This is a genomic window from Granulicatella seriolae (assembly GCF_024543085.1).
Lineage (GTDB): Bacteria > Bacillota > Bacilli > Lactobacillales > Aerococcaceae > Granulicatella > Granulicatella seriolae.
On the sequence record NZ_JANHNZ010000004.1, the window covers coordinates 13,097 to 34,663 of the forward strand.

A 21,567-nucleotide genomic window follows, 5' to 3' on the forward strand; every position below is an offset into this window, starting at 1 on the left:
GAACGAATGGGAGATTATATGAAACGACTTAGTAAATTAAAGCCATTAGTACCATATGGCGTCTTATTTTTCTTGATGTGGATTTTATTTGCCTTTAATAGTTTTAATATTGACAGACCAGCTTATGATTTCTTTTACCAAGAAATTAAAGCTGGCAATACTCTGTCTCACACCAACCAGTTGGAGAAATTATTTAGCTTACTCCTTGAAGGATTTGTGGCTTTAGGAATTGATTTTCAGTTCTTATTGGTTTTGATTTCTTTTCTTGGGTTAACGGCTCTATTTTTTGTTAGCCGACAGTTTTCCAGAGACCATTTTTGGGTCATGTTACTTTATGCCTTCTTCCCCTATTTTTTGGACATTGTTCAGATCAGAAATTTTATTGCTTTAGCCATTATATTTGTATCAACTTGGTTCTTATTTAAGGAGAAAAAGTATGGACTATTAGTTTATCTAGCAGGAAATCTGTTGGCATTTTTCTTTCATCGAAGCGCCATCTTCTTTCTCCTTATCCCAATTGTTTATTTTCTTTCCTTGAAAATGACGGCAATTTTAAGTGGGATTGGCTTGGTATTAGGGGTTCTAGGAGTAAAATTACTCTTACCGATGTTTGCTGCTATGGAGACACCATTTGATCGCTATGATGTATATTTTACGGATAGTATTCGCTGGGAGGCACAGATTTTATTTGTCGGCTATTTAGCCTTTAATATTTTTATTATGTATGGTATTAACTATCTAATAGAACATGGGAATTATGATATGACCCCAAGAGATCTTCGGATTCAAGGCTTTACATTTAAAATAGCTATTGCTTTAACAATGATTTATCCATTGTTAATTTTAACGGTAGATTTTTACCGGATTTATCGTAATTTTTTTATTTTTTTCTACATGGTTTATTGTTTATTAATCTTTCGAATTAAGCCAAAAACCAAGAAAGAGCGCTATATTAAGTGGGTTCTTTTGGCTGCGATTGTTTGTTTTGTCTTAGCATCTACTGGTGCATTTTTATGGTTTTCTAATCGGGAAGGGGTTATCTACCCGATTCTTCAGCACAATTTGTTGTGGTCATTTTAAAAAGGGGGCGGGATCAATGATTTCAGTTGTTATGGCGACCTACAATGGGCAAGAATTTTTGAAACAACAATTAGATAGCATTGCGGGACAGAGTGTTTCACCCGATCAAGTCGTTATTATAGATGATGGATCAACGGATGCTACTGTGGCACTGGTTTCTGACTATATGAAAGAACACCAACTAGCTAATTGGTCAATAACCCAAAATGAAGCCAATATAGGTCACTATGCCACATTTTTAAAACTGCTCAAAGAGGCTAAAGGAGACTACATCTTCTTCTCTGACCAAGATGATGTATGGCATGCCAACAAAATCGAAAAGATGCTTGCATCCTTACAAGAAACAGACACGCAGATGGTTTACTGCAAATCTCAATACATTGATCAAAATGACCAAATCATTGGACAGGACCCTACTAGTGGTCTTGAACTAGAAAAATCCTTGAATGACTTAATGAAGGTTTGGCCGTCTGGCTATCAGATAGCTGTGAAAAAACAGGTGATTGATTGTATCTTTGACAATCAGTTGGAAACCATCAAAGGGATGGATTTCCATGATATCTTGGTTACTTTTACCAGTGTTTTGATGGGTAAGGTGATTTGTTTAGACCAATGTTTGGACCAACATCGCTATCATTTACTAAATGCTACTAAAACCATTGAAAGCAAAAGCTTTAACCACAGCTTACAAGATAGAATTCTTGACGTAAATAAGTATCTAGGACGCTACCAAGCACAACTAGAGATAGCTCAAAAAATTGCGCCAGAAAACCTCTTGGCTCAAAAAGAAATAGATAGCTTTATTCTTATGACCAAGCTACGAAAAGACTTGCTGACCCGTTTTTCTTTTAAAACATATAAGCAATTAAAACAATTGCTGTCTTATTATAATGCAAAAAACACCTATATTGGGGACTTGATTTATTCCATGAGACTGAATCATTTTATTGCATGGGGTCTTAATATCAAACGAAACATAATGAACTAAAAGACTAGGAGAATTATTTTGAATGATAGATTAAAACGAATATTGGCTAACTTTGGCTATTTAGTATCTTCCAATTTGCTAACGGTCTTTATTTCTTCTTTTGCTATTTTAATATTGCCGAAACTTATTGGGGTTGCTGCTTATGGCTATTGGCAGCTATATATTTTTTATGCTGCCTATGTTGGATTTTTCCATCTGGGTTGGGTTGATGGGATTTACTTAAAGTATGGTGGTTCATCTTACTCTGACTTAGACAAGCCAAAATTCTACTCACAATTTGTTACTTTTAATTTTTTTCTGAGCTTTTTAGCTATTGGAGTTTTAATTTTTAGCCAGATTTTTGTAATAGAGCCTGATCGTAAATTTATCTTTGCTATGTTTGCACTCAACATTTTAATCACTAATTCGCGAACCTATATTGTTTCCCTTTTACAGGCTACCAATAAGATAAAATTGAGCTCATTTATCTTAATCAATGACCGTGTTATCTATATTTCCTTGCTTTTATTCTTATTAGCTATTGGAAATCGAAACTATCAAGTTATGGTACTGTCTGATGTTGTGGCTAAACTTATTTCACTACTTTATGGTGTCTATATTTGTCGTGACGTTCTTTGGTTGAATATAAAATATTATAGTCTAGATATCTGGGAGAGTATTGATAATATTCGGGTGGGTAGTCAGTTAATGCTGTCCAACGTGGCCAGTATGTTGATTATTGGAATTGTTAGATTTGGGGTGGAGAAGAACTGGGACATTGAAACGTTCGGAAAAATTTCTCTAACTTTATCAATCTCAAACCTTATGATGACTTTTATCAATGCAGTTGGAATTGTTGTTTTCCCCTTGATTAAACGGGTGAGTCAAGAGCAATTTCGTAAAATCTATTCTCTATTACAAAATATTTTAATGCCGGGAATGTTTATTATTTTACTACTTTATTTCCCATTGCGAATCATTCTAAATGCATGGTTACCTAACTACTCTGAAAGTCTTGCCTATATGGCTTTGGTATTTCCTATGTCCGTTTATGAAGGCAAAATGGCTCTATTAATTGGTACGTATTTGAAAGCCTTACGAATGGAAAAAGATATCTTTAAAGTTAACTTTATTGCCATGATGTTCAGTATTTTCTTAACCATCTTGACAACAGTAGTTTTCAAAAACTTAGAAGCTGCCTTAATCTCAATCGTTATTTTGCTAGCACTTAGAAGCATTATTGCTGAATTAATTTTAGCTAAAAGACTTCAAATTTCTGTTAGTCGTGATATTTTGTATGAGCTTGCTTTAACCGTTATTTTTATCTTTGTCGGTTGGAATTTCTCTATTCCGCTTGCAGCAGCTATCTATGTGGTCGTTGTGGCTATCTATCTAGTTGTTAAGAAAAATGACATTGTTCAATCCTTCAAACAGTTGAAAGAAATTTAGTTTTTCTACAAACTGTGTTATTATAAATATGCCTATTTGAAAACCTGTAGTTTTATGACTATAGGTTTTTTCTATCATACATGCAAGGATCTAATTGGGAGGGTAATGATTAGATGAAACTTATCAAAAAATATTTCATGCTTTGTCTAGGCTTTCTAGCCATTGCTATTTTAGCTTTTTCTTTCAAGGATGAGTTTATGGTTGGGCAAGGAAGCGGTGAATTGAGATTCGTTGCCACAAGCTCAAAAAATGAAGAATCACAGGGATTTACTCAAACGGTAACAGGGATTTTTGTAAATGGCTACTATGTTAACCATACAGACTTTAGAAGAAGTACATGGATTAATGCGGATAGCAATACCTTAACAGAATTTTACACCATCAATGGAGATAACAACGAGGTAGTTATTCCCATTTCGCAAGCGCAGAATCTTACCTATGATTATTTCTATAGTTATAATGGTGGTGTCCTTCAAGTTTTCTTAGATAACAAACTTTTGGAGTCTGTTGACACCTATTCACCGACCGTGAGTTTAGAATCGAAACTGATTCAGTTTGATAGCAGTTATGGTTTAAGTTGGCATGCTATCTTTATGGGGGTGATTTTAAGCTTCTTTATAGTAGTAATAATTCAATTTTATAAGAAGAATATCTTGTCAGAAATCACCAAAAAAGAATGGCTTTACTTAGGTATTATCTTAATTTCGGCAGTTCTAGCCATTTATTTTTCATTTTTCTATATGAATCGACCTTACATTATTATTCATACCAGTATTTTCTCCATGAAAAAACTGATAGTAACTCTGCCAGCTTTCTTGTTTTTGCTTTTTATGACTATGAAGTTATGGAGTCATTCAGTGGCAGAAAATATCAAGATTAGAAAATGGATTAATAAGTTAATTTATTTGGTACCAATCGTAGGGATTTTTGTGCTAGAAAATAGTTATAATTATCTAAGATTAATTGGGAAAGAATACTATCTTGCTAATTATCTAATTGTTTCTTTGCTGATGTTCACCTTGACCTTAGTCTTTATGAATCGAAAAGCAGGAGCAATTGTGACGCTATTGATTTGTTTGGTAGCTGGAATTGTTAATAAGATGATGATTGATGTTCGAGATATGCCTTTGCAGTATTACCATTTGAAACAGTTTAGGGATGCTGCTAATGTTGCCGATGTGGTCAATATCGAATTTGACAACCAGATTATTATTTCGATTGTTATTACTTTGGCCTTTGTTCTTTTCATACTATTCTTGCCAGTTAAGCCCTATGAAATTCATTGGCTCAAGCGTATTCCAATTATGGTGATCATGACGGTGGCAGCCTACTTTATTTTTCCTTCTGCCGTTTCTATTATTGCAAACCGTACGACAACCACACTAAACTTTTGGAAGATGTACCAAACGTATTCGGAAAATGGAGCAGCACTGAGCTTTGTTGATTTCTATAATCAATCAAAGTTAACTGTACCAGAAGGTTATTCGGTGGCTAAGGTGGATGAAATTCTGGAGGGGTATACCAGTCCACAGCCAACGACACAACAGCCAAATATTATTTTGATTCAAAACGAGTCACAAATGGACGTTATGCGTTATAGGGATGACTTTGTTAGTCCGGACCCAATGGCATTCCAACATAGTTTAGCGGAAAATACCATTCATGGTGATCTTTATGTGTCTGTGTTTGGAGGTGGTACGGCTAACACTGAATATGAAGTATTAACTAGTAATTCTTTAGCTATTTTGCCCCCAAATACCTTTCCATATCAACAGTTGATTACGGAAAACCGATCCAGTTATGCCAGACTTTTAGGTTCATTTGGTTATGATACGATTGCTCTTCATCCTAATAATCGTAGAAACTATAATCGAGATAAGGTTTGGAACTACCTAGGTTTCGATAAGCAATACTTTTTCGATTCAACACCAGACTTGAAATCTCTCTTCCCACTAAGCAATGAGCGTATGTTTGTTTCAGATAAATCCTTGTTTGAAGGCGTAGCAAGTTTGTATGACAAGAAAACTAGTAATAAACCGATGTTTACCTTTGTCGTAACCATGCAAGGACATGGTGGCTATCAAACTGGAGCAGTTGCTAGCGAGGTTCAGGTAGGAGTTAATGCTAAGGGGTTAGAAGCAGAGAATGAGTACTTTACTAGTGTAAAGAAAACGGATGAGGCCTTTGCTGAATTAGTAAGTCATTTCCAAAAATACCCTGAACCGACTGTGATTATTATGTATGGAGACCATCAACCAGCCCTTTCTCAGGTGTTCTATAGCAGCATCTTTACAGGTGATTATAAGGAAAATAAATACGTATCACCATTTGTAGTCTGGGCTAACTTTGATATTCCTGAATCTTCAGGTGTTCCTTTAAGTCCAAACTATCTTATTCCTTATACCATTGATCGTCTCAAAGAGAGTCAATACCCGTTAAATACTTCGGCCTTTTATAATTTCTTGGCTGAGATGGAAAAGGGTTATCCTGTCATGACGACGTGGGGCTACTTTGATGCTGACGGAAACTACCATGAGAATGTTGATGAGACTGGCTTGTACCATGATTATCAGTTGATTCAGTATAACCGGATAAAAGATGAAAAAATTCTTACTGTCGAATAAAATTTAGTTCTAAATAGAGAGATGAATATTTCATGAATTTGAAATATTTGCCTCTCTATTTTTATGTTACAATGAATAGTAAAGTAATTAGGATAGGGGAGAAAGCATGAAGAAAAATCTTAAAGTATTATTCGTCAGCTGTTTTCTGCTGGCTAGCATCATGCCTACAGTGGTTAGTGCAGATGAATATGCTACTAGTCAAGAGAACAAACAAGAAACGACGCAAGAAACAACTACAGATGAAACTAGCACTAGTCTAGTTGAAGAAGCCGTGACCAGCCAAGCTGAGTCTAAGCCTCTTTTACAGTCTTTACAAATAGATATAGATGATATCAACCATTTGACCGTTATCAGTTTAGGGATAAAGGATACAGAGGCTATTCAAGCTGTCTCTGCTAAATGGTTAGACGCTAATAAGAAAGAAATGGTCACAGACTTTCAGATTGATGAAAATAGTGGTCGTTATACCTATACGGTAGCTGCCAAAGATTATAAAGAAAAAGCTAGTTATCACTTACAATCTATCGAGATTAAAGAGAAGGCTACAGATAGCCCAATCAAGATTGAAGGGATTGATTTAGAAAAGCTTAATCAAAGTCATTTTCAAGAGCAACTAACAGAATTGGGTCAAGCAGTTGCCGAAGAAGAGGTCAACTTACCTTTCAAAGAAATGAATGACAAAGCAGAAACAACAGGTTTTTCTTTGCCTTATCACACTGCGTTTGATATTGAACCACTAATTGAAGTGGATTCTAGTTCAAGCACTTCTTCAAGTGAGAGCTCTAGCGTTGCAACATCGGAGTCTGTTACAACATTTGCTAATGAAAGAGCTAAGCAAACAGTGGTCCCAAGTCTGAGCTACACTACTCATGTGCAAAATGTTGGTTGGCAACCATTTGTAACATCACCGAACATGAGTGGTACTGTTAATCGTGCATTTAGACTGGAAGGGATTAAGATTAATCTTCCGGAAGAACTGAAAACTTTAGGAAATATTGAATACAGAACCCATATTCAGAATATCGGTTGGGAAGCCAACTATGCAAAAAATGGTAGCCTAAGTGGCACAGAGAATAGGGCTTTACGTCTTGAAGCCATTCAGATCAAATTAACCGGTGAGTTAGAAAAACAATATGATATATATTACCGCGTCCATGCGCAAAATTATGGCTGGTTAGGTTGGGCAAAAAATGATAACTACGCGGGTACAGAAGGAAAAGGCTATCGTTTAGAAGCCATCGAAATCCAATTGGTGACTAAAGGTAGTGCTGCACCAGGTTCTACGGAGAAGAGTTTCGTTTCTTATAAAGATACACCAGTTGTAGCACTTGAAGCACCAATCTTATCTTATTCTACTCACATTCAAAATGTGGGGTGGCAAGCTCCTGTTCAAGCGCCAAAAATGAGTGGAACAGAAAACCGTGCCTTAAGATTAGAAGGGATTAAAATTAATCTTCCAACTTCACATGTAGGTTTAGGAGACATTGAGTACCGTACCCATATTCAAAATGTTGGTTGGGAATCAAAATACTCTAGTAATGGTCAATTCAGCGGGACAGAAAACCGTGCCTTGCGTTTGGAAGGAATTCAAATTCGTTTAACCAAACAATTAGAGAAAGAATATGACGTATACTACCGTGTCCATGTTCAGAACCATGGTTGGTTAGATTGGGCTAAAAATGATCAAATGTCTGGTAGCCAAGGGCCAGGTCTTCGTTTAGAAGGGATTGAGATTCAAGTGGTTAAAAAAGGTCAAGCTGCTCCAGGCAAAACCGAAGTACCTTTCGTAACAACTGTATCCAAGCCAGTTGCTCAAACAACATCTATCCAATATGCTTCTTATCTGAAAAACCAAGGATGGACTGGTGTTGCCAAGGATGGCCAAACTAGTGGTGGTAGTGGTCAGACCATTAATAACTTCCAGTTGAAGTTAGCTGTTAGTCCAACGATTAAGGGAAATGTTCAGTATTCTGGCCATTTTAGTCGTTTAGGGTGGGTGACCAATAAATCCAATGGACAAACCTTTGCGACGAATGCCAATCATCAATTAGAAGCCATGACCATTAATCTAACTGATGACATGGACAAACAATACGATATTTATTACCGCGCTAATGTTGAAGGTTATGGCTGGTTAGATTGGGCTTCAAATGGTCAAACAGCTGGTACGATTGGTGCTGGTAAACGACTGGAAGCCTATGAAGTTAAGCTGGTTAAAAAAGGTCAAGCGGCTCCAGGAAAAACAGATACACCATTTGTAACGGCTCAAGATATTCAGGCTAATGCAGGGAATCCTGGTATTCCACCATCTACCGCAAATAACCAAGGTGTTAGAGATTTTTCGCAATTAAGTAAAATTATTTTCTTAGATCCAGGTCACGGCGGAAAAGATTCAGGTGCTGCTTACTTTGGCATTTCAGAAAAGAATCTGAATCTTAGTGTGTCAAAATTGATTGAGCAAAAACTGGAAAATGCTGGTTATACGGTTATTATGAGTCGTACGACTGATGTTTTTGTAGACCATACTACAGAGCGTTCTACTCTTGCAAATGCAACCAATGCGGATATTTTTGTGAGTGTACATTTCAATGCCATGCCAACTATCAATGGTGCACCAACAACGGCTAATGGGATTGAAACGTATTGGTATGAATATGACCCAAATTATCAACCAAAAATTAATGCTGTTATGCATGAAAACTCAGAACGTTTAGTTAGAAGTCAAAAATTAGCACAACTGATTCAAGATAGTCTAATTAGTAAAACAGGTGCATTTAATCGTGGCGTTAGACGCGACACCTTTGCCGTCTTGCGTGAAACGGCCACACCTGCTGTCCTTTTGGAATTAGGCTTTATGAACAACCTATCTGATAATGCCAAAATGAGAACGGCAGCTTACCAAGAACAATTAGCTGATGCTGTTGTAAAAGGTATTCAAGGCTACTATTCATTTTATGAATAAGAATTAAGCAAGAAAAAGTAAGTCAAAAAATTCATTTTATGAGTTTAACAAGATAGTCTCCTAATAAGCATCCGAAATAAAACGGTAGTACCGTCATTTCTGATTCTTGTTGGGGGACTCTTTTATGTCTTGGAAACTAATTCTATCAAGGGGCTGGGCAAAAAGTCTGTAATAAAATAAAAAAGCTTCTAAATCATAAATAGTTCCCCAGAAATCTATCCGAAATGGGAACGGTGGCACCGCCGTGAGCCGAAGTCTCACTGGCTTAGCTGTCTACGTGGCTGTAATCGGCTGAAGCCGAAACATCCACTGTGCGTCAGCTATCCTATACACCGTTCTGTACGGATAGATTTCTGGGGAACTATTTTATTTGGTTACCATTTGGACTTTTTGTCCAGCCCCTTAAGAGTAAGTAATGCAAAACTGTTGAAAGCTAAATGAGATAAAGACTAGGTATAATGCTACGAATTCTAGAAATTTGAAAGTAATAACATACTAAAAGGCACTAATAATTCTGAAGGAACATAGGTATAGTATGCTAAATAGAATTTGGTGTGATATAATTAACAAGTACATAATAGTTATTTACGGGAGGGAAAGAGATGAAAAAGTATTTGCTTATTGTTTTAGGTCTGTTGAGTTTACTTGTCTTAACTTCGTGTGCTAACGCAAAAGATTTATCTGATTATGTAGATGTTTCTTTTTCAGGAGTAAATACAAAAGGGAAAATAAGCTATAGTATAGACTTAGAAAAACTTTTGCTGGATGAAGCAAATAACGATCGCAGTAAGGCTATGTCTAATCTAGAGGAACTAGCAGCCTTAGATGGCGCCTATAAAATTGTTGTCGATAAAACGGATAATTTGTCTAATGGTGATAAGGTTAAAGTGGTTGTTACCGTTGATGAAAATAAGACTAAAAAATATAAATCTGGAGAAAAGGTCATTGAAGTTGAAGGATTAGAAGAAGCCAAAAGAATAACCACGAAAGATGTTGAGCAACACTTAGTATTGAATTTCAATGGCGTTAGTGGTCGTGGAATAGCTAAAATCGATAATGTGTTTGATAGTCCTTTAAATAGTGTGAAGTTCACGGTAGAAAATGATGGACAATTGAAAAATGGTGATAAGGCTAAGATTGTTTTATCTAAGCAAGATGAAGAGAGTTTGCTACAAATGGGTTATTTGCCTGAAGAAGGCTTTAATCCGACCTTTGAAGTGAAAGGATTAAAAATTGTAGCGGCCAATGCCAAAGATATTGCCAATCTAGCAGATATTGAACGTATGATTGATGAGGGGATTAAGAGAAAATACCAAGATTTTTACGCGGAATACAGTTATGGGTATAGATTTGAAATACAAGAAGAAAAAGAAATGTACCGCCAATTTAAAAAAGAGAGTGAAGCAAGTAGTTCTGCTTGGACATTCAACGGTACGGATAATGGAAACTTGATTAAAGTATTTACGGTAAAAAAATATACGGGTGGTGCAGAAACAAAGCTTGATAGTACCAACACAGTAATATTTGGGTTTACAGATATCATGTTAGATGCTGAAAATAAAGCCAATGTTTCTGAGTTAAAAGAGATAAAAGATGTTAAAGATGATACCTATTCTTTAGAATCAGTCATTAAATTATATGAAGGATATGGGTATAGCGAAGTAAAATAAGTAGCATCTAAAAAAGCATGAAAAATCACGGTCTAGATTAGAGTGATTTTTCATGCTTTTCAATACTTTAGATGTTTTATTCAAAGTTATCTAGTGGATAGGTGATTTTGTCAGCCTTTCCCCATATTGGAAGGGTGGTGATGACGAGAAAGAAGATAAAAGCTGTTTGAATCCACAAGATGGCAATATCAAAAATTCCATGTACAGCTACAACGACAAAGAAAGAGAGAATTAAGCCAACGATTGGCCTTTTAGAAAAGTCACCTGATAAACGAATAACTTGTCTGATAGGATTGACTAGACTTGCTAGAACGAGAGAAAGACCGATATAGCCATAGCTTAAGAGTGTGTCGATGTAAAGACTGTGGGCATGTTCGTGGTAGGGAGCCCCAATGGATTGGTATTCATGCAGGTAGGTCAATGGGCCTTTGCCATACCACATATTTTTGGACAACATTTCCAAGGCGGATGTCCAGATTAGAACTCTGTCATCAAGTGCTTCTTCCAGACTTCCCATACGCATGCCTAGATTGGAGGAGAACAAAAGCCAGATAGCAAATGCAAAGACCGCCAAACTAATCAAGAAGGCTTTAGAATTTTTGATGGTTGCAAAGAGATAGACAATTGCACCTAAGATCAGAGCTGGAAATGCAGTACGACTTTGAGAAAGGTTCAAACCAACACTATTAGATATAATTGCTATAAAGCAGATAATCTTCCATTTCCAATTCTTTGTGACAAAGAAGAAATACATGGCGAGCATAATGCAAAAGCAACAAACAAGTCCATAGTAGTTTGGGTTGAAAAAAGTTGCTTCAGCTCGGTTTTGATGAATACGTTGAAGGGTAGGGGAAATAAAACTGTAGTCAAATTTATTGACCAACATGTAATGCTCTAAGAAAGCAAAGGCAAGAGCAAATAAGCTGAATACGATAAGAGTTTGAATAATCATATGAAAGAGATTAGGTGTGATTATCTTCTGGTAGTACTTAAAAAAAATAAAATATAAAAAGAAAAATACCGTGACGACTAAACCGATCCAGTTGCTGGCAATAATAGATAGGACAGCACTATAACCAATAAAACCAAGTAAAAAAGGTTGATTGGTGATGGATTTCAAGATAGTGGTTAATTTCCCTGTTACCATTAATAGGATAAAGTAAGAAATAAATAAAGTTAAAAATAAATAAAAAGGCAAGAAGATAGAAACGGAGATAAGATATAGGGCTAGTTCTTGATTGGACAAGCCCTTTAATTGTTTAATAAAGAATATATTATTCATGGTGACTCCTTTAAGAGTTAATGAGTATCTTTTTAAAATGGATATTTTTCAAAAATAAGTAGAATCCAATAGTTTAGTATACCATAAGAAACAGACGTAAACCTTATGATTTCCTTAGGGTTTCATTAAAGTCGGGAACTGCCCTTTGGTGACTTGTTTTCGATAAGTAGTTTTCGGCTGACAAAATTCCAGACCATGACAATAGCAGTTGCTAGGATCTTCCCTAACAAATGACTGAGCTTGAAATAATCAACAAAAAGCCATAAGAAGAATACGGTTAAAGCCAGTCCAATAACGCTTAAGAGAACAAATAAGATAAGTTCCATTATATTTTTTTGATCCTTGAATTTTGATTCGAAAACATAAGATAAGCTAGCTCGATAGTTAAATAGAGTCGCTAGGATAAAAGCAATGGTTGCTGATAGTAAATGATAGAGACCAAGATAAGTTAAAATAAAATAGATGGAAAAGTCTATAGCAGTAGCTACTAGTCCTACAAGGGTAAATGCTGCAATTTGTTTGAATAATTTTTTCAATGTAGAGACTCCATTCTCCGAATGTCTATTGTTTTTCTATACTATGTATTCTAGCAGAACAAAGCAAAATTTGCGATACTTGTCCTTTTTGTGTGGCGGAAATACCCAGAAAAGACAAACTCCCTGATAAATGGACTTTAAGGATCCATTTATCAGGGAGTTGTTTTATTGATTTTTGATACTGTATCTACTGTCTTAATGATTTAGTGATAACAGACAGGTGCGGAAAAACTTTTTGTTTATTGTATTCGAGGCACTAACTGGGTTGTCAGAAATAACGGTGTATCAGCCATATCTGACGCAGTGTGACTGTTCGGCTTTAGCCGATTACAGCCACGTAGACAGCTAAGTCGTGAGACCAAGGCTCACGGCGGTGCCATCGTTCTGATTTCTGACAACCCAGTTAGTGCCTCGAATACAATTTTGACCAACTCTTTATTTAAATTTTTAGCTTACCGCAGTTACTTGATAAGGTGTTGATTCTAAGGCAGCAGCATAATCTTCCTTAGAATGTGCAAGATCAGTTTGAACTTTGGCCTGTTTCGCTTCAAGATTGACCGTTACTTCTTGCACACCCTCCATTTTTTTAAAGTTACGGGTTACAGTGTTGGCACAATTTTGGCAGTGCATTTGTTCGATAGTTATTGTTTGCATCATGATTTTTCTCTCCATTCATAATTGTTTAGAATTTTGGTTTAAAGTTTCTGAGTCGTAGAGCGTTAATAAGAACTGATACGGAACTTAGACTCATGGCAAGTCCAGCAATCATAGGATTTAGTAATGGACCGCCGAAAAGATGCAATAGGCCCATAGCCACTGGGATTCCTAGGGTATTATATGCGAAGGCCCAGAAGAGATTTTGTTTGATGTTTCGAATGGTTGCATGGCTAAGTTGGATAGCTGTAGGAACATCTAGCAAATCGCTATGCATTAGCACAATATCAGCTGATTCAATAGCAACATCTGTTCCAGAACCAATGGCAATTCCGATTTCCCCTTGAACTAGTGCAGGGGCATCGTTGATACCATCACCAACCATGGCAACTTTTTTACCTTTTTCTTGAAGTTTGGCTACTTGAGCCGCCTTGTCTTCAGGCAACACTTGGCTTAGAACGTGGCTAATACCAACTTGTTTGGCAATCGCTTGAGCAGTATCGTGGTGGTCTCCGGTCATCATGATAACTTCAAGACCCATTTCTTGCATAGCAGCAATAGCTTTTTTGCTTGTAGGTTTGATTGGGTCAGCTACGGCAATGATGCCAGCCAACTCTTGATTGATAGCAACTAAGGTAGGTGTTTTACCTTCTACAGCCAAACTCTTAAGGTCATCTTTTGCCATTTGAACATCAATGCCTTGTTTTTCCATTAATTTTTCATTACCGATAGCGACTTGGTGACTGTCGACAGTGGTTACAATTCCGTGCCCTGGAATAGCTTCAAAGTCTTGGTTATCAAACAAACTGATTTCTTTTTCCTTAGCAAAATCTACCATGGCTTGAGCCAGAGGGTGTTCAGAACTTTGTTCAGCAGAAGCTGCTATTTGTAAGACATCTTGCTTGTTCCATCCATTGTATGCGACTTGATTAGTAACGGTTGGCTGACCAGCTGTGATGGTACCAGTTTTGTCTAGGACAACTGTATCCACTTCATGAGCGGTTTCCAGAGCGACACCAGATTTGATTAAGACACCATTTTCAGCTCCTTTACCAGTACCGACCATGATGGCAGTTGGTGTTGCCAATCCCAGAGCACATGGACAGGCAATGATAAGAACTGCGATGAAAATGGAAAGGGAGAAATTAAGTGGCTCACCACCGATGAAATACCAAGCTAGACTGGCTAGGGTAGCTAAAACAATTACGGTTGGTACAAAATAAAGTGAAATCTTGTCAGCCATGGCCGCAATTGGCGCTTTGGATCCTTGTGCTTCTTCGACTAATTTGATGATTTGCGCTAAAGTCGTGTCGTCACCAACTTTGGTAGCACGGTATTCGATGACACCATTTTTATTGATGGTGGCACTGATAACAGTGTCGTCAATACTTTTTTGAATCGGAACACTTTCCCCAGTAATCATTGATTCATCAACTGTCGTTGTGCCTTTTACAATGACACCGTCAACTGGCATTTTGTCACCAGGCTTGATTTGGATGATGTCGCCAACTTTTAGGTCTGACGTATCGATGATAACCCATTGGTCATCACGTAGAATTTTGGCTTTTTCTGGTGCTAGGTCAATCAAGGTTTTAATGGCTTGAGATGTCCGCCCTTTTGCAGTTGCTTCCATGAATTTACCAAGAAGAATCAAGGTGATAATCACGCCAACAGATTCAAAATAGAGATCATGTGTATAGTGAACGTGACCTTGACTAATATGGTAAATGGCATAGAGCCCATAAACGAAAGCTGCGCCAGTACCAATAGCGATTAAGCTGTCCATATTAGGATGGCCCTTAAAGAGATTCCTGAATCCTCGCTTGTAGAAGTCAAATCCCACAATAACGGTTGGAACGGTTAAGGCTAATTGGAGCAAGGCAAAGCGCAGAGGGTAATGATCAGGTGAAATAGCTTGAGGAATTGGAGCACCTAACATGGACCCCATAGCAATATATAAAAGAGGAACTGTGAAAATGGCGGCAATTAAAAAGCGGCGCCACAAACTTTGACGTTCTTTTTCTTTCTTTTGAGCATCTTCTTGATAAGAGTTGCTAGCCTTTTCCTGCTTGAAGATAGCTTTATAATCAACGTTAGTAACCGTTGTTTCGATTGTCTCAATCAAATCTTCTTTAGACAAGGTAGCAGAACTACCAAGTTGTACGGTCATAGATTCAGTAGCCAAGTTCACACTAGCATTGTCAACGAAGTCAAGTTTGTCCACAGCACTTTGAATAGTAGCAGCACAAGAGGCACAAGTCATTCCTTCGATAGCAAAACGCAATTGCTCACTTTTTTGAGGAAGCACAAGGGTATAGCCTACATCTTTGACAGTCTGTTCTAGTTTTTCTGGAGTTACTATTTTTCCATCGTATTCAACGGTTAATTTTTCACTAGCGAGATTGACACTGACCTTTGCGATTCCTTTTAGTTTTTGAAGTGTATTTTCAATCGTCATAGCACAGGAGGCGCAGGTCATTCCTTCTACTTTATAACTTTCTTTTATCATAGTTGTTTCCTCCTAAATGTATGTTTTACGCATGTTGTCGACAAGTACATTGGCCTGGAATACATTGACAAGTGATAGTTTCCGGAGCTTGGTCCAACTTTTCTTGAGCGACCTTGATGATAGCTTGTAAGTCCGACTTCGAAATGGGTACCTGTTCTATCATATCCTCAATAATCATTCCGTGCTTGGTATTGCAGATATGGTCAAATAAATTCTGCCATTGATTCTGTGTGTGTGCTTCTTCTGGAATACTGGCTGAATAGAGAAATTTAGTGTTACTGGTGTCGGCAAGAATAAAGTCTTTTTTGATGAGTCGACCAATTAGGGTTTTAATGGTAGCAGGTTTCCATGAATAGGTTTCCTGTAAGGCTTGAATAATATAATTACTACTAGATTTTGGGTGTGCCCATAAAACACGCATAACCTGCCATTCCGCTTGAGACATTGATTTTTCTTCCATTTGACTGACGTCCTTTCCAAAGAAATTGTTTACAGGTGTAATTTGTTTATATCGTTAGTTTACATCCGTAAACATATCTTGTCAAGGCAAAAGATTTAGATTTCCAGCTATGCTAACACTTTTATTTCTGATAGCTGATCTGGATAGTCTTTGCAGTTTTGAAACGGATTTGAGTTGTTACCAACCACATCTAAAGATTCCTATAGATAAGTAGAGTTCTCTTCCTTATATAAGTCTAACTGTTGTATACTGGTGCAAAGGAAGGTGCTGTAAATGAACAAATTATCCAAAAATAAACAAGATAAATTCAGAAATAGATTCATTAATAGAATAAAGGAGACTAGAACGTATTTTCCAGAGATGATACGTTATGAAATCTTAATTAAGCTTCTTATGGGACTTGCTATCTTACCAGCCTATCAACTACTTAGAAATTTTTTGTTAAAAGCAGGAGGTTATACTGTACTAACCAATGAATCCATTGCTAAGTTTGTCCTAACTCTTCCAGGAGTGGCTTTACTAGTTTTAACAATTCTATTGGTGGTTTTTGGACTTGCTTTTGAAATTGGTGGGGTTATTATTACCGGAAGTAATATGATTCAGGCTAGAAGACGAATCAAGTTTACTTCTCTAGTCAAATATAATTTTGGCTTGATGCGTAAATTATTAGGATTTGGTGGTTTTTTAGTTATCTTCTTATTTGCTCTAGTTGCACCTTTAACCGATATGGGGATTGGCCTTAGTTTTTTAAAAGGACTAAAGATTCCTGATTTTATCACTAGTGTTATTTTTGCAAATTATACCTATTTAGCTATTTATGGAGCGGTTTTAGGTATTTTAACACTCATTATGTTTGCGTCTCTCTTTACGTTTCATTTCATTATTATTGGCAATATGGGAACCTTTCAAGCTATGCGAGCTAGTGCAAGGCTAGTTAAGCGGAATTTGAGACGGATTATTGGGGATATGTTGAAAATACTCCTTCTGGCCTTCTTAATGGTTGTGGTACTTGTACTTCTTTCTACTTTTCTTAATCAGTTTTTTGTTAACCGGCTAACGGAAGATGATATCGTATGGGTAAGTATTGTTGTCTTAGCAAAGACCATGTTCCTCTATGTAGGCGGACTCGTCTTTGCTAGTTTTATAGCTGTACCGGTAACGATTCATGACCTAACTTGTCATTTTTACGAACTGGTCGCCATTGACCCAACCTATCAATACCTTAGCCATGCCTATCCTAACTTGGAGGCAAGAACTAAACGATTAGGGTTAGAAAAATGGGTTTTCAAACATAAAATTATTACGACTTTTCTTTTATTCTTTACAGCTTTATCCATGTCTGTTTTCTATGTAGCCTATCGCATTATGGACAAACCACCTATCAGCTTGATTTCTCATCGAACAGGTGGTGTTACTAGCCCAGAAAATTCCATTGTGGGCTTACAGGAGGCTATTAGCCAAAAAGTAGATGCCGTAGAAATTGATGTGCATCGTACAAAAGATGGCTTTTATGTTCTTAATCATGATATTGACTTTAAACGAGTGGCCAATGATAGCCGTAAAGTGACCGATATGACCCTAAGTCAGATTAAGGCACTAACCTTAAGCCATGATGGAAAAACAGCAACCGTTCCAACCTTAGAAGAATTTCTCAGAGCAGCAAAGGGAAAGATGAAAGTCTTTATTGAATTAAAGTCACCAACTGCAGACAGTAAAATGGGACAGGATGTCGTTGCTTTGATTAAAAGGTTGGGCATGCAATCAGAAACAGTTATCATCACCTTTGTTTATCCAATTATTGTCGAAATTGAAACCAGAACACCAGAGATAGCAACTGGCCCACTTTATTTTATTTCTCTAGGGGACATCAAGAATCTACTAGGAGATTATATGCTGATAGAGCAGGTAGAAGCCACGCCAGCCAAGTTAGCCAGTATTACAGAAGCCAATAAAAAATCAATCGTCTGGACCGTTAATAACGATGAAGCAATCCTAAAAACCGCCCAACTAGAAGTGGATGGACTGATAACGGACTACCCAGTTAAAGTAAAAGCTGATATTGAAAAAATACGCCAAGGACGGCTTAGAACACGTCTTTTCAGATTACTTAAGAATTCAAGGTTGCATAAGGCGAAAAAACAATTGGAAAATGGTAGAATAGTAGATAGGAATCACAAATACATTGAAATGAGGATGACAAATGACAGAACTATCTTCAAAACTACAAAAAGCGTTCGAACTCGAAGAAATAAAAGATCTTGATGCTATTCATACTAAGAGTTACCTCTATCAACACAAGAAGACAGGGGCTCAAGTCTTGTTTCTTAGCAATGAGGATGACAACAAATCTTTCACTATCTCTTTTAGAACACCACCATATGATGACAATGGAATTGCTCATATCATAGAACATTCAGTTCTAAACGGTTCAGAAAAATACCCTTCTAAAGAACCGTTTGTGGACTTATTAAAGGGCTCACTCAATACTTTTTTGAATGCTATGACGTTTTCAGATAAGACCATTTATCCAGTAGCATCTCGGAATGAGAAGGACTTTGAAAACTTGATGGCTGTCTATCTAGATGCTGTTTTCCATCCTAACTTATACAAGGATCCACAAATTCTGATGCAAGAAGGCTGGCATTATCATTTAGAAAACCTTGAAGACCCAATCATTTACAAAGGGGTTGTCTACAATGAAATGCGTGGAGCCTACTCACAAGCAGAGTCGGAATTAGACCGCTTGGTTGAAAAAGAGCTATTTCCTGATACGGTTTATGCCAATAATTCAGGAGGGTTGCCTGAAGCCATTCCAAGTTTAACACAAGAAAAATTTATTGATTTCCATACGACTTATTATCACCCGAGCAATGCAAAGGTTATTCTATATGGAAACTTAAATTTAGAAGTTGCCTTGACTCAATTGGATGACTATTTCGATCAATATGAGCCTGAAACGATTGAGTTTGAAAGTTTAGAACAGGCACCATTTGAGCAAACCAAAGAAATTACGGCTTATTATTCAGTATCGGAAGATGAACCGACTGACAATCGTTCTTTGATTAATATGAACTGGGCCATTGGCAATAGTTTCGATGCTCAAGAGGCTTTGGCGATGAATATTCTTGAGGAGCTATTGATTGGAAGCAATACGGCACCGATTAAAAAGGTTCTCTTAAAATCTGGATTAGGTTCTGATGTGACGGGGGGCTATGCTGCTTACACGTTTAAACCAATCTTTGATATCACCTTGAAAGATACCAATCCTGAGGCGCAAGAAAAAGTTGTTGCTTTGGTTAGGGAAGAACTAGAACGTTTGGTTAAGGAAGGAATTCCTAAAAAGGCTGTTCAGGCTGCATTGAATAAGGTAGCCTTTATCTTTAAAGAAGCAACAGCTCTAGAAGGAAGCACACCGAAAGGGATTGGCTACGCCATTCGACTATTGACGGCTTGGGCATACGATGGTTCGCCATATGACTCTTTCAATTTCCCACAACACCTTGAGCAAATTACTAAAGAGATAGACCAAGGCTATTTTGAAAACTTGATTCAAAAATACCTACTAGATAACCAACATTCAACGGTTATTAGCTTGGTACCAAAACCTGGTCTAGGGGCTCAAAAGGAAGCAGACTTGGCTAAAAAGCTACAAGACTATAAAGATTCACTCAGTGATAGTGAACTTGAAGACTTAGTTGCTCAAACACAGGCCTTGATTGAGCGACAAGGAAGACCTGATTCAGTTGAAGATTTGGCAAAGATTCCACATTTAACCATTACTGATCTTGAACCTAAAGCTGAAGTTTATCCATTGAATATTTTTGAAGAAGAACAAGATACCTTCTTGCATTCTCCAGGATTCACGGCAGGAATTTCATACATTACGATGTACTTTGATATGCGTTCAATTCCAACACCACTACTACCGGCCACAGCCTTTTTATCCGAGCTATTGACGGAAGTAGCAACGAAATCCTTTAGTGAAGATGATTTATCAACGGAAATTGATTTCTATACAGGCGGAATTTCTACTAATACGACTGTTTTGGTAGAATCAGTTAAGGATGCGATTTACTATCCTAAGTTCACTGTTCAAGGCAAGGCGTTGACGGAGTATGTGCCACAACTCTTGAACTTAATCCAAGAAGTGCTCCTGACTTCTAAGTTGGATAGCAAGGACAAGGTCAAAGAAATCCTATTAAATTCCAAAGCCAGTCTTGAAATGAACTTGAACCATGCTTCCCATATAGCGGCAGCTAGACGGTTAGAGTCTTATTACTCTGTTCCAGCTAAGTACAACCAATTCTTGTCCGGACTTGACTATTATGACTATATCGCTGATTTGGCTGCCAATTTGGATGAACGCTTGGACCAATTTATTGAAGACATCAAACAAGTTAGTCAGATACTATTCACTAGACAAGGTTTGGTGACCGCTTTTGTTGGGTCTGAGGAAGACTTTTCTAATTATAGAGCAGTCAGCAAAGACTTCTATGCTAGCCTATCGGGTCATGAGTTGGACATTCAACCATTTGAGGTGCCTGTCGAAATATTAAATGAAGGCTTTAAAACAGCACAAGAAATTCAATACGTGGCTAAGGGGTATAACCAGCTCTTGCTAGGGGACGAGTTTAGTGGAAGTAATTATGTGCTAAAAAATATTTTAGGCTTGGATTATCTATGGAATACCATCCGTGTTAAGGGTGGTGCCTATGGTGGATTTGACATTGTCAATAATCTTGGGGATAATATCTTCCTATCTTACCGTGACCCTAACCTAGTGCAAACGCTCAAGAATTATGATGATGCAGTTGCCTACCTAGAAAACTTTGAATCTAGTCAGGAAGATTTTGAAAAATATGTGATTGGTACCTTTAGTGACTTAGACCGACCATTATCAGTTGTCCAAAAAGGATCAATCGCCGTTAACCGCTACTTGACTCATGTATCTCAAGAAAAGGTACAAGAGCAACGCCAACAAGTATTAGAAACCACACCGCAAGACATGAAGAATTATGCTCCAATTCTGAAAAAGATGATGGACAAAAATGCCTTAGTGGTTATCGGGAATTCTGCTAAGATTGATAAGGACAAGGATGTCTTTAAAAACGTGCGGAACTTGATAAAATAGAGTAGTTTTTTAGAATAATAAAATCTCCAGCTCTTCTGTCGAAAATAGAACGCTAGTCCCGTTGTTTTCGATAGAGGAGCTGGATTTTTTGTGGCTAGGTAAACATTTATAAGGTATGAAAAATACCATGAAATGAGACGACCTAAAAATAAGGTGAAATAAAAATTCTTAAGAATAGAAAGGTAATTCTAACATAATTTGTGAGAATTACTTTTCTTCGTTTGTAATCTAATAATGAAATAT

Annotated in this window: 13 protein-coding genes; 8 read left to right on the forward strand and 5 right to left on the reverse strand. The window is 37.1% G+C overall.

Annotation, left to right across the window (positions count from 1 at the left end; all coding sequences use genetic code 11):
* The first annotated feature begins 6 nt into the window (after positions 1–6).
* The 6 genes from NPA36_RS05225 to NPA36_RS05250 all read left to right on the forward strand — a co-directional run bounded on the left by NPA36_RS05225 (position 7) and on the right by NPA36_RS05250 (position 10,752).
* Positions 7–1,080 (forward strand): EpsG family protein, encoded by a 1,074-nt coding sequence (locus tag NPA36_RS05225; protein ID WP_256945065.1) that lies wholly within the window; start codon positions 7–9, stop codon positions 1,078–1,080.
* Between the two features lie 16 nt (positions 1,081–1,096).
* On the forward strand, positions 1,097–2,068 hold the full coding sequence (locus tag NPA36_RS05230) for a glycosyltransferase (RefSeq protein ID WP_256945066.1): 972 nt from the start codon (positions 1,097–1,099) through the stop codon (positions 2,066–2,068).
* Positions 2,069–2,086: 18 nt separating this feature from the next.
* Entirely contained in the window at positions 2,087–3,496 is a 1,410-nt protein-coding gene (locus NPA36_RS05235; protein ID WP_256945067.1) for an MATE family efflux transporter, read from the forward strand.
* Between the two features lie 113 nt (positions 3,497–3,609).
* Positions 3,610–6,120 carry an LTA synthase family protein gene (locus NPA36_RS05240; protein ID WP_256945068.1) on the forward strand — a complete coding sequence of 837 codons (2,511 nt, stop codon included), beginning with the start codon at positions 3,610–3,612 and terminating at the stop codon, positions 6,118–6,120.
* A gap of 106 nt (positions 6,121–6,226) precedes the next feature.
* A complete protein-coding gene (locus NPA36_RS05245) occupies positions 6,227–9,082 on the forward strand; it encodes an N-acetylmuramoyl-L-alanine amidase (RefSeq protein ID WP_256945069.1) in 2,856 nt (951 codons plus the stop codon).
* 602 nt (positions 9,083–9,684) lie between these two features.
* Positions 9,685–10,752 carry a hypothetical protein gene (locus NPA36_RS05250; protein ID WP_256945070.1) on the forward strand — a complete coding sequence of 356 codons (1,068 nt, stop codon included), beginning with the start codon at positions 9,685–9,687 and terminating at the stop codon, positions 10,750–10,752.
* 76 nt (positions 10,753–10,828) lie between these two features.
* Here NPA36_RS05250 and NPA36_RS05255 read toward each other — a convergent pair whose 3' ends face one another.
* The 5 genes from NPA36_RS05255 to NPA36_RS05275 form a co-directional block, all read right to left on the reverse strand.
* Positions 10,829–12,034: an O-antigen ligase family protein gene (locus NPA36_RS05255; protein WP_256945071.1), complete on the reverse strand. Its 1,206-nt coding sequence runs from the start codon at positions 12,032–12,034 to the stop codon at positions 10,829–10,831.
* Between the two features lie 125 nt (positions 12,035–12,159).
* Positions 12,160–12,570 carry a GtrA family protein gene (locus NPA36_RS05260; RefSeq protein WP_256945072.1) on the reverse strand — a complete coding sequence of 137 codons (411 nt, stop codon included), beginning with the start codon at positions 12,568–12,570 and terminating at the stop codon, positions 12,160–12,162.
* Positions 12,571–13,017: 447 nt separating this feature from the next.
* Positions 13,018–13,227, reverse strand: coding sequence for a heavy-metal-associated domain-containing protein (locus NPA36_RS05265; RefSeq protein WP_256945073.1), 210 nt, complete (start codon positions 13,225–13,227; stop codon positions 13,018–13,020).
* A gap of 25 nt (positions 13,228–13,252) precedes the next feature.
* A complete protein-coding gene (locus NPA36_RS05270) occupies positions 13,253–15,733 on the reverse strand; it encodes a heavy metal translocating P-type ATPase (protein ID WP_256945074.1) in 2,481 nt (826 codons plus the stop codon).
* A 25-nt stretch (positions 15,734–15,758) separates the two neighbouring features.
* Positions 15,759–16,193, reverse strand: coding sequence for a CopY/TcrY family copper transport repressor (locus tag NPA36_RS05275; RefSeq protein ID WP_256945075.1), 435 nt, complete (start codon positions 16,191–16,193; stop codon positions 15,759–15,761).
* A 273-nt stretch (positions 16,194–16,466) separates the two neighbouring features.
* On the opposite strand from NPA36_RS05275, the gene NPA36_RS05280 reads away from it, so the two are divergent.
* Complete coding sequence (locus NPA36_RS05280; protein ID WP_256945076.1) at positions 16,467–18,455, forward strand: glycerophosphoryl diester phosphodiesterase membrane domain-containing protein; 1,989 nt, start codon at positions 16,467–16,469, stop codon at positions 18,453–18,455.
* Positions 18,394–21,324: an insulinase family protein gene (locus NPA36_RS05285; protein ID WP_256945077.1), complete on the forward strand. Its 2,931-nt coding sequence runs from the start codon at positions 18,394–18,396 to the stop codon at positions 21,322–21,324. The genes NPA36_RS05280 and NPA36_RS05285 overlap by 62 nt, the downstream gene beginning before the upstream one ends.
* Positions 21,325–21,567: the final 243 nt, after the last annotated feature.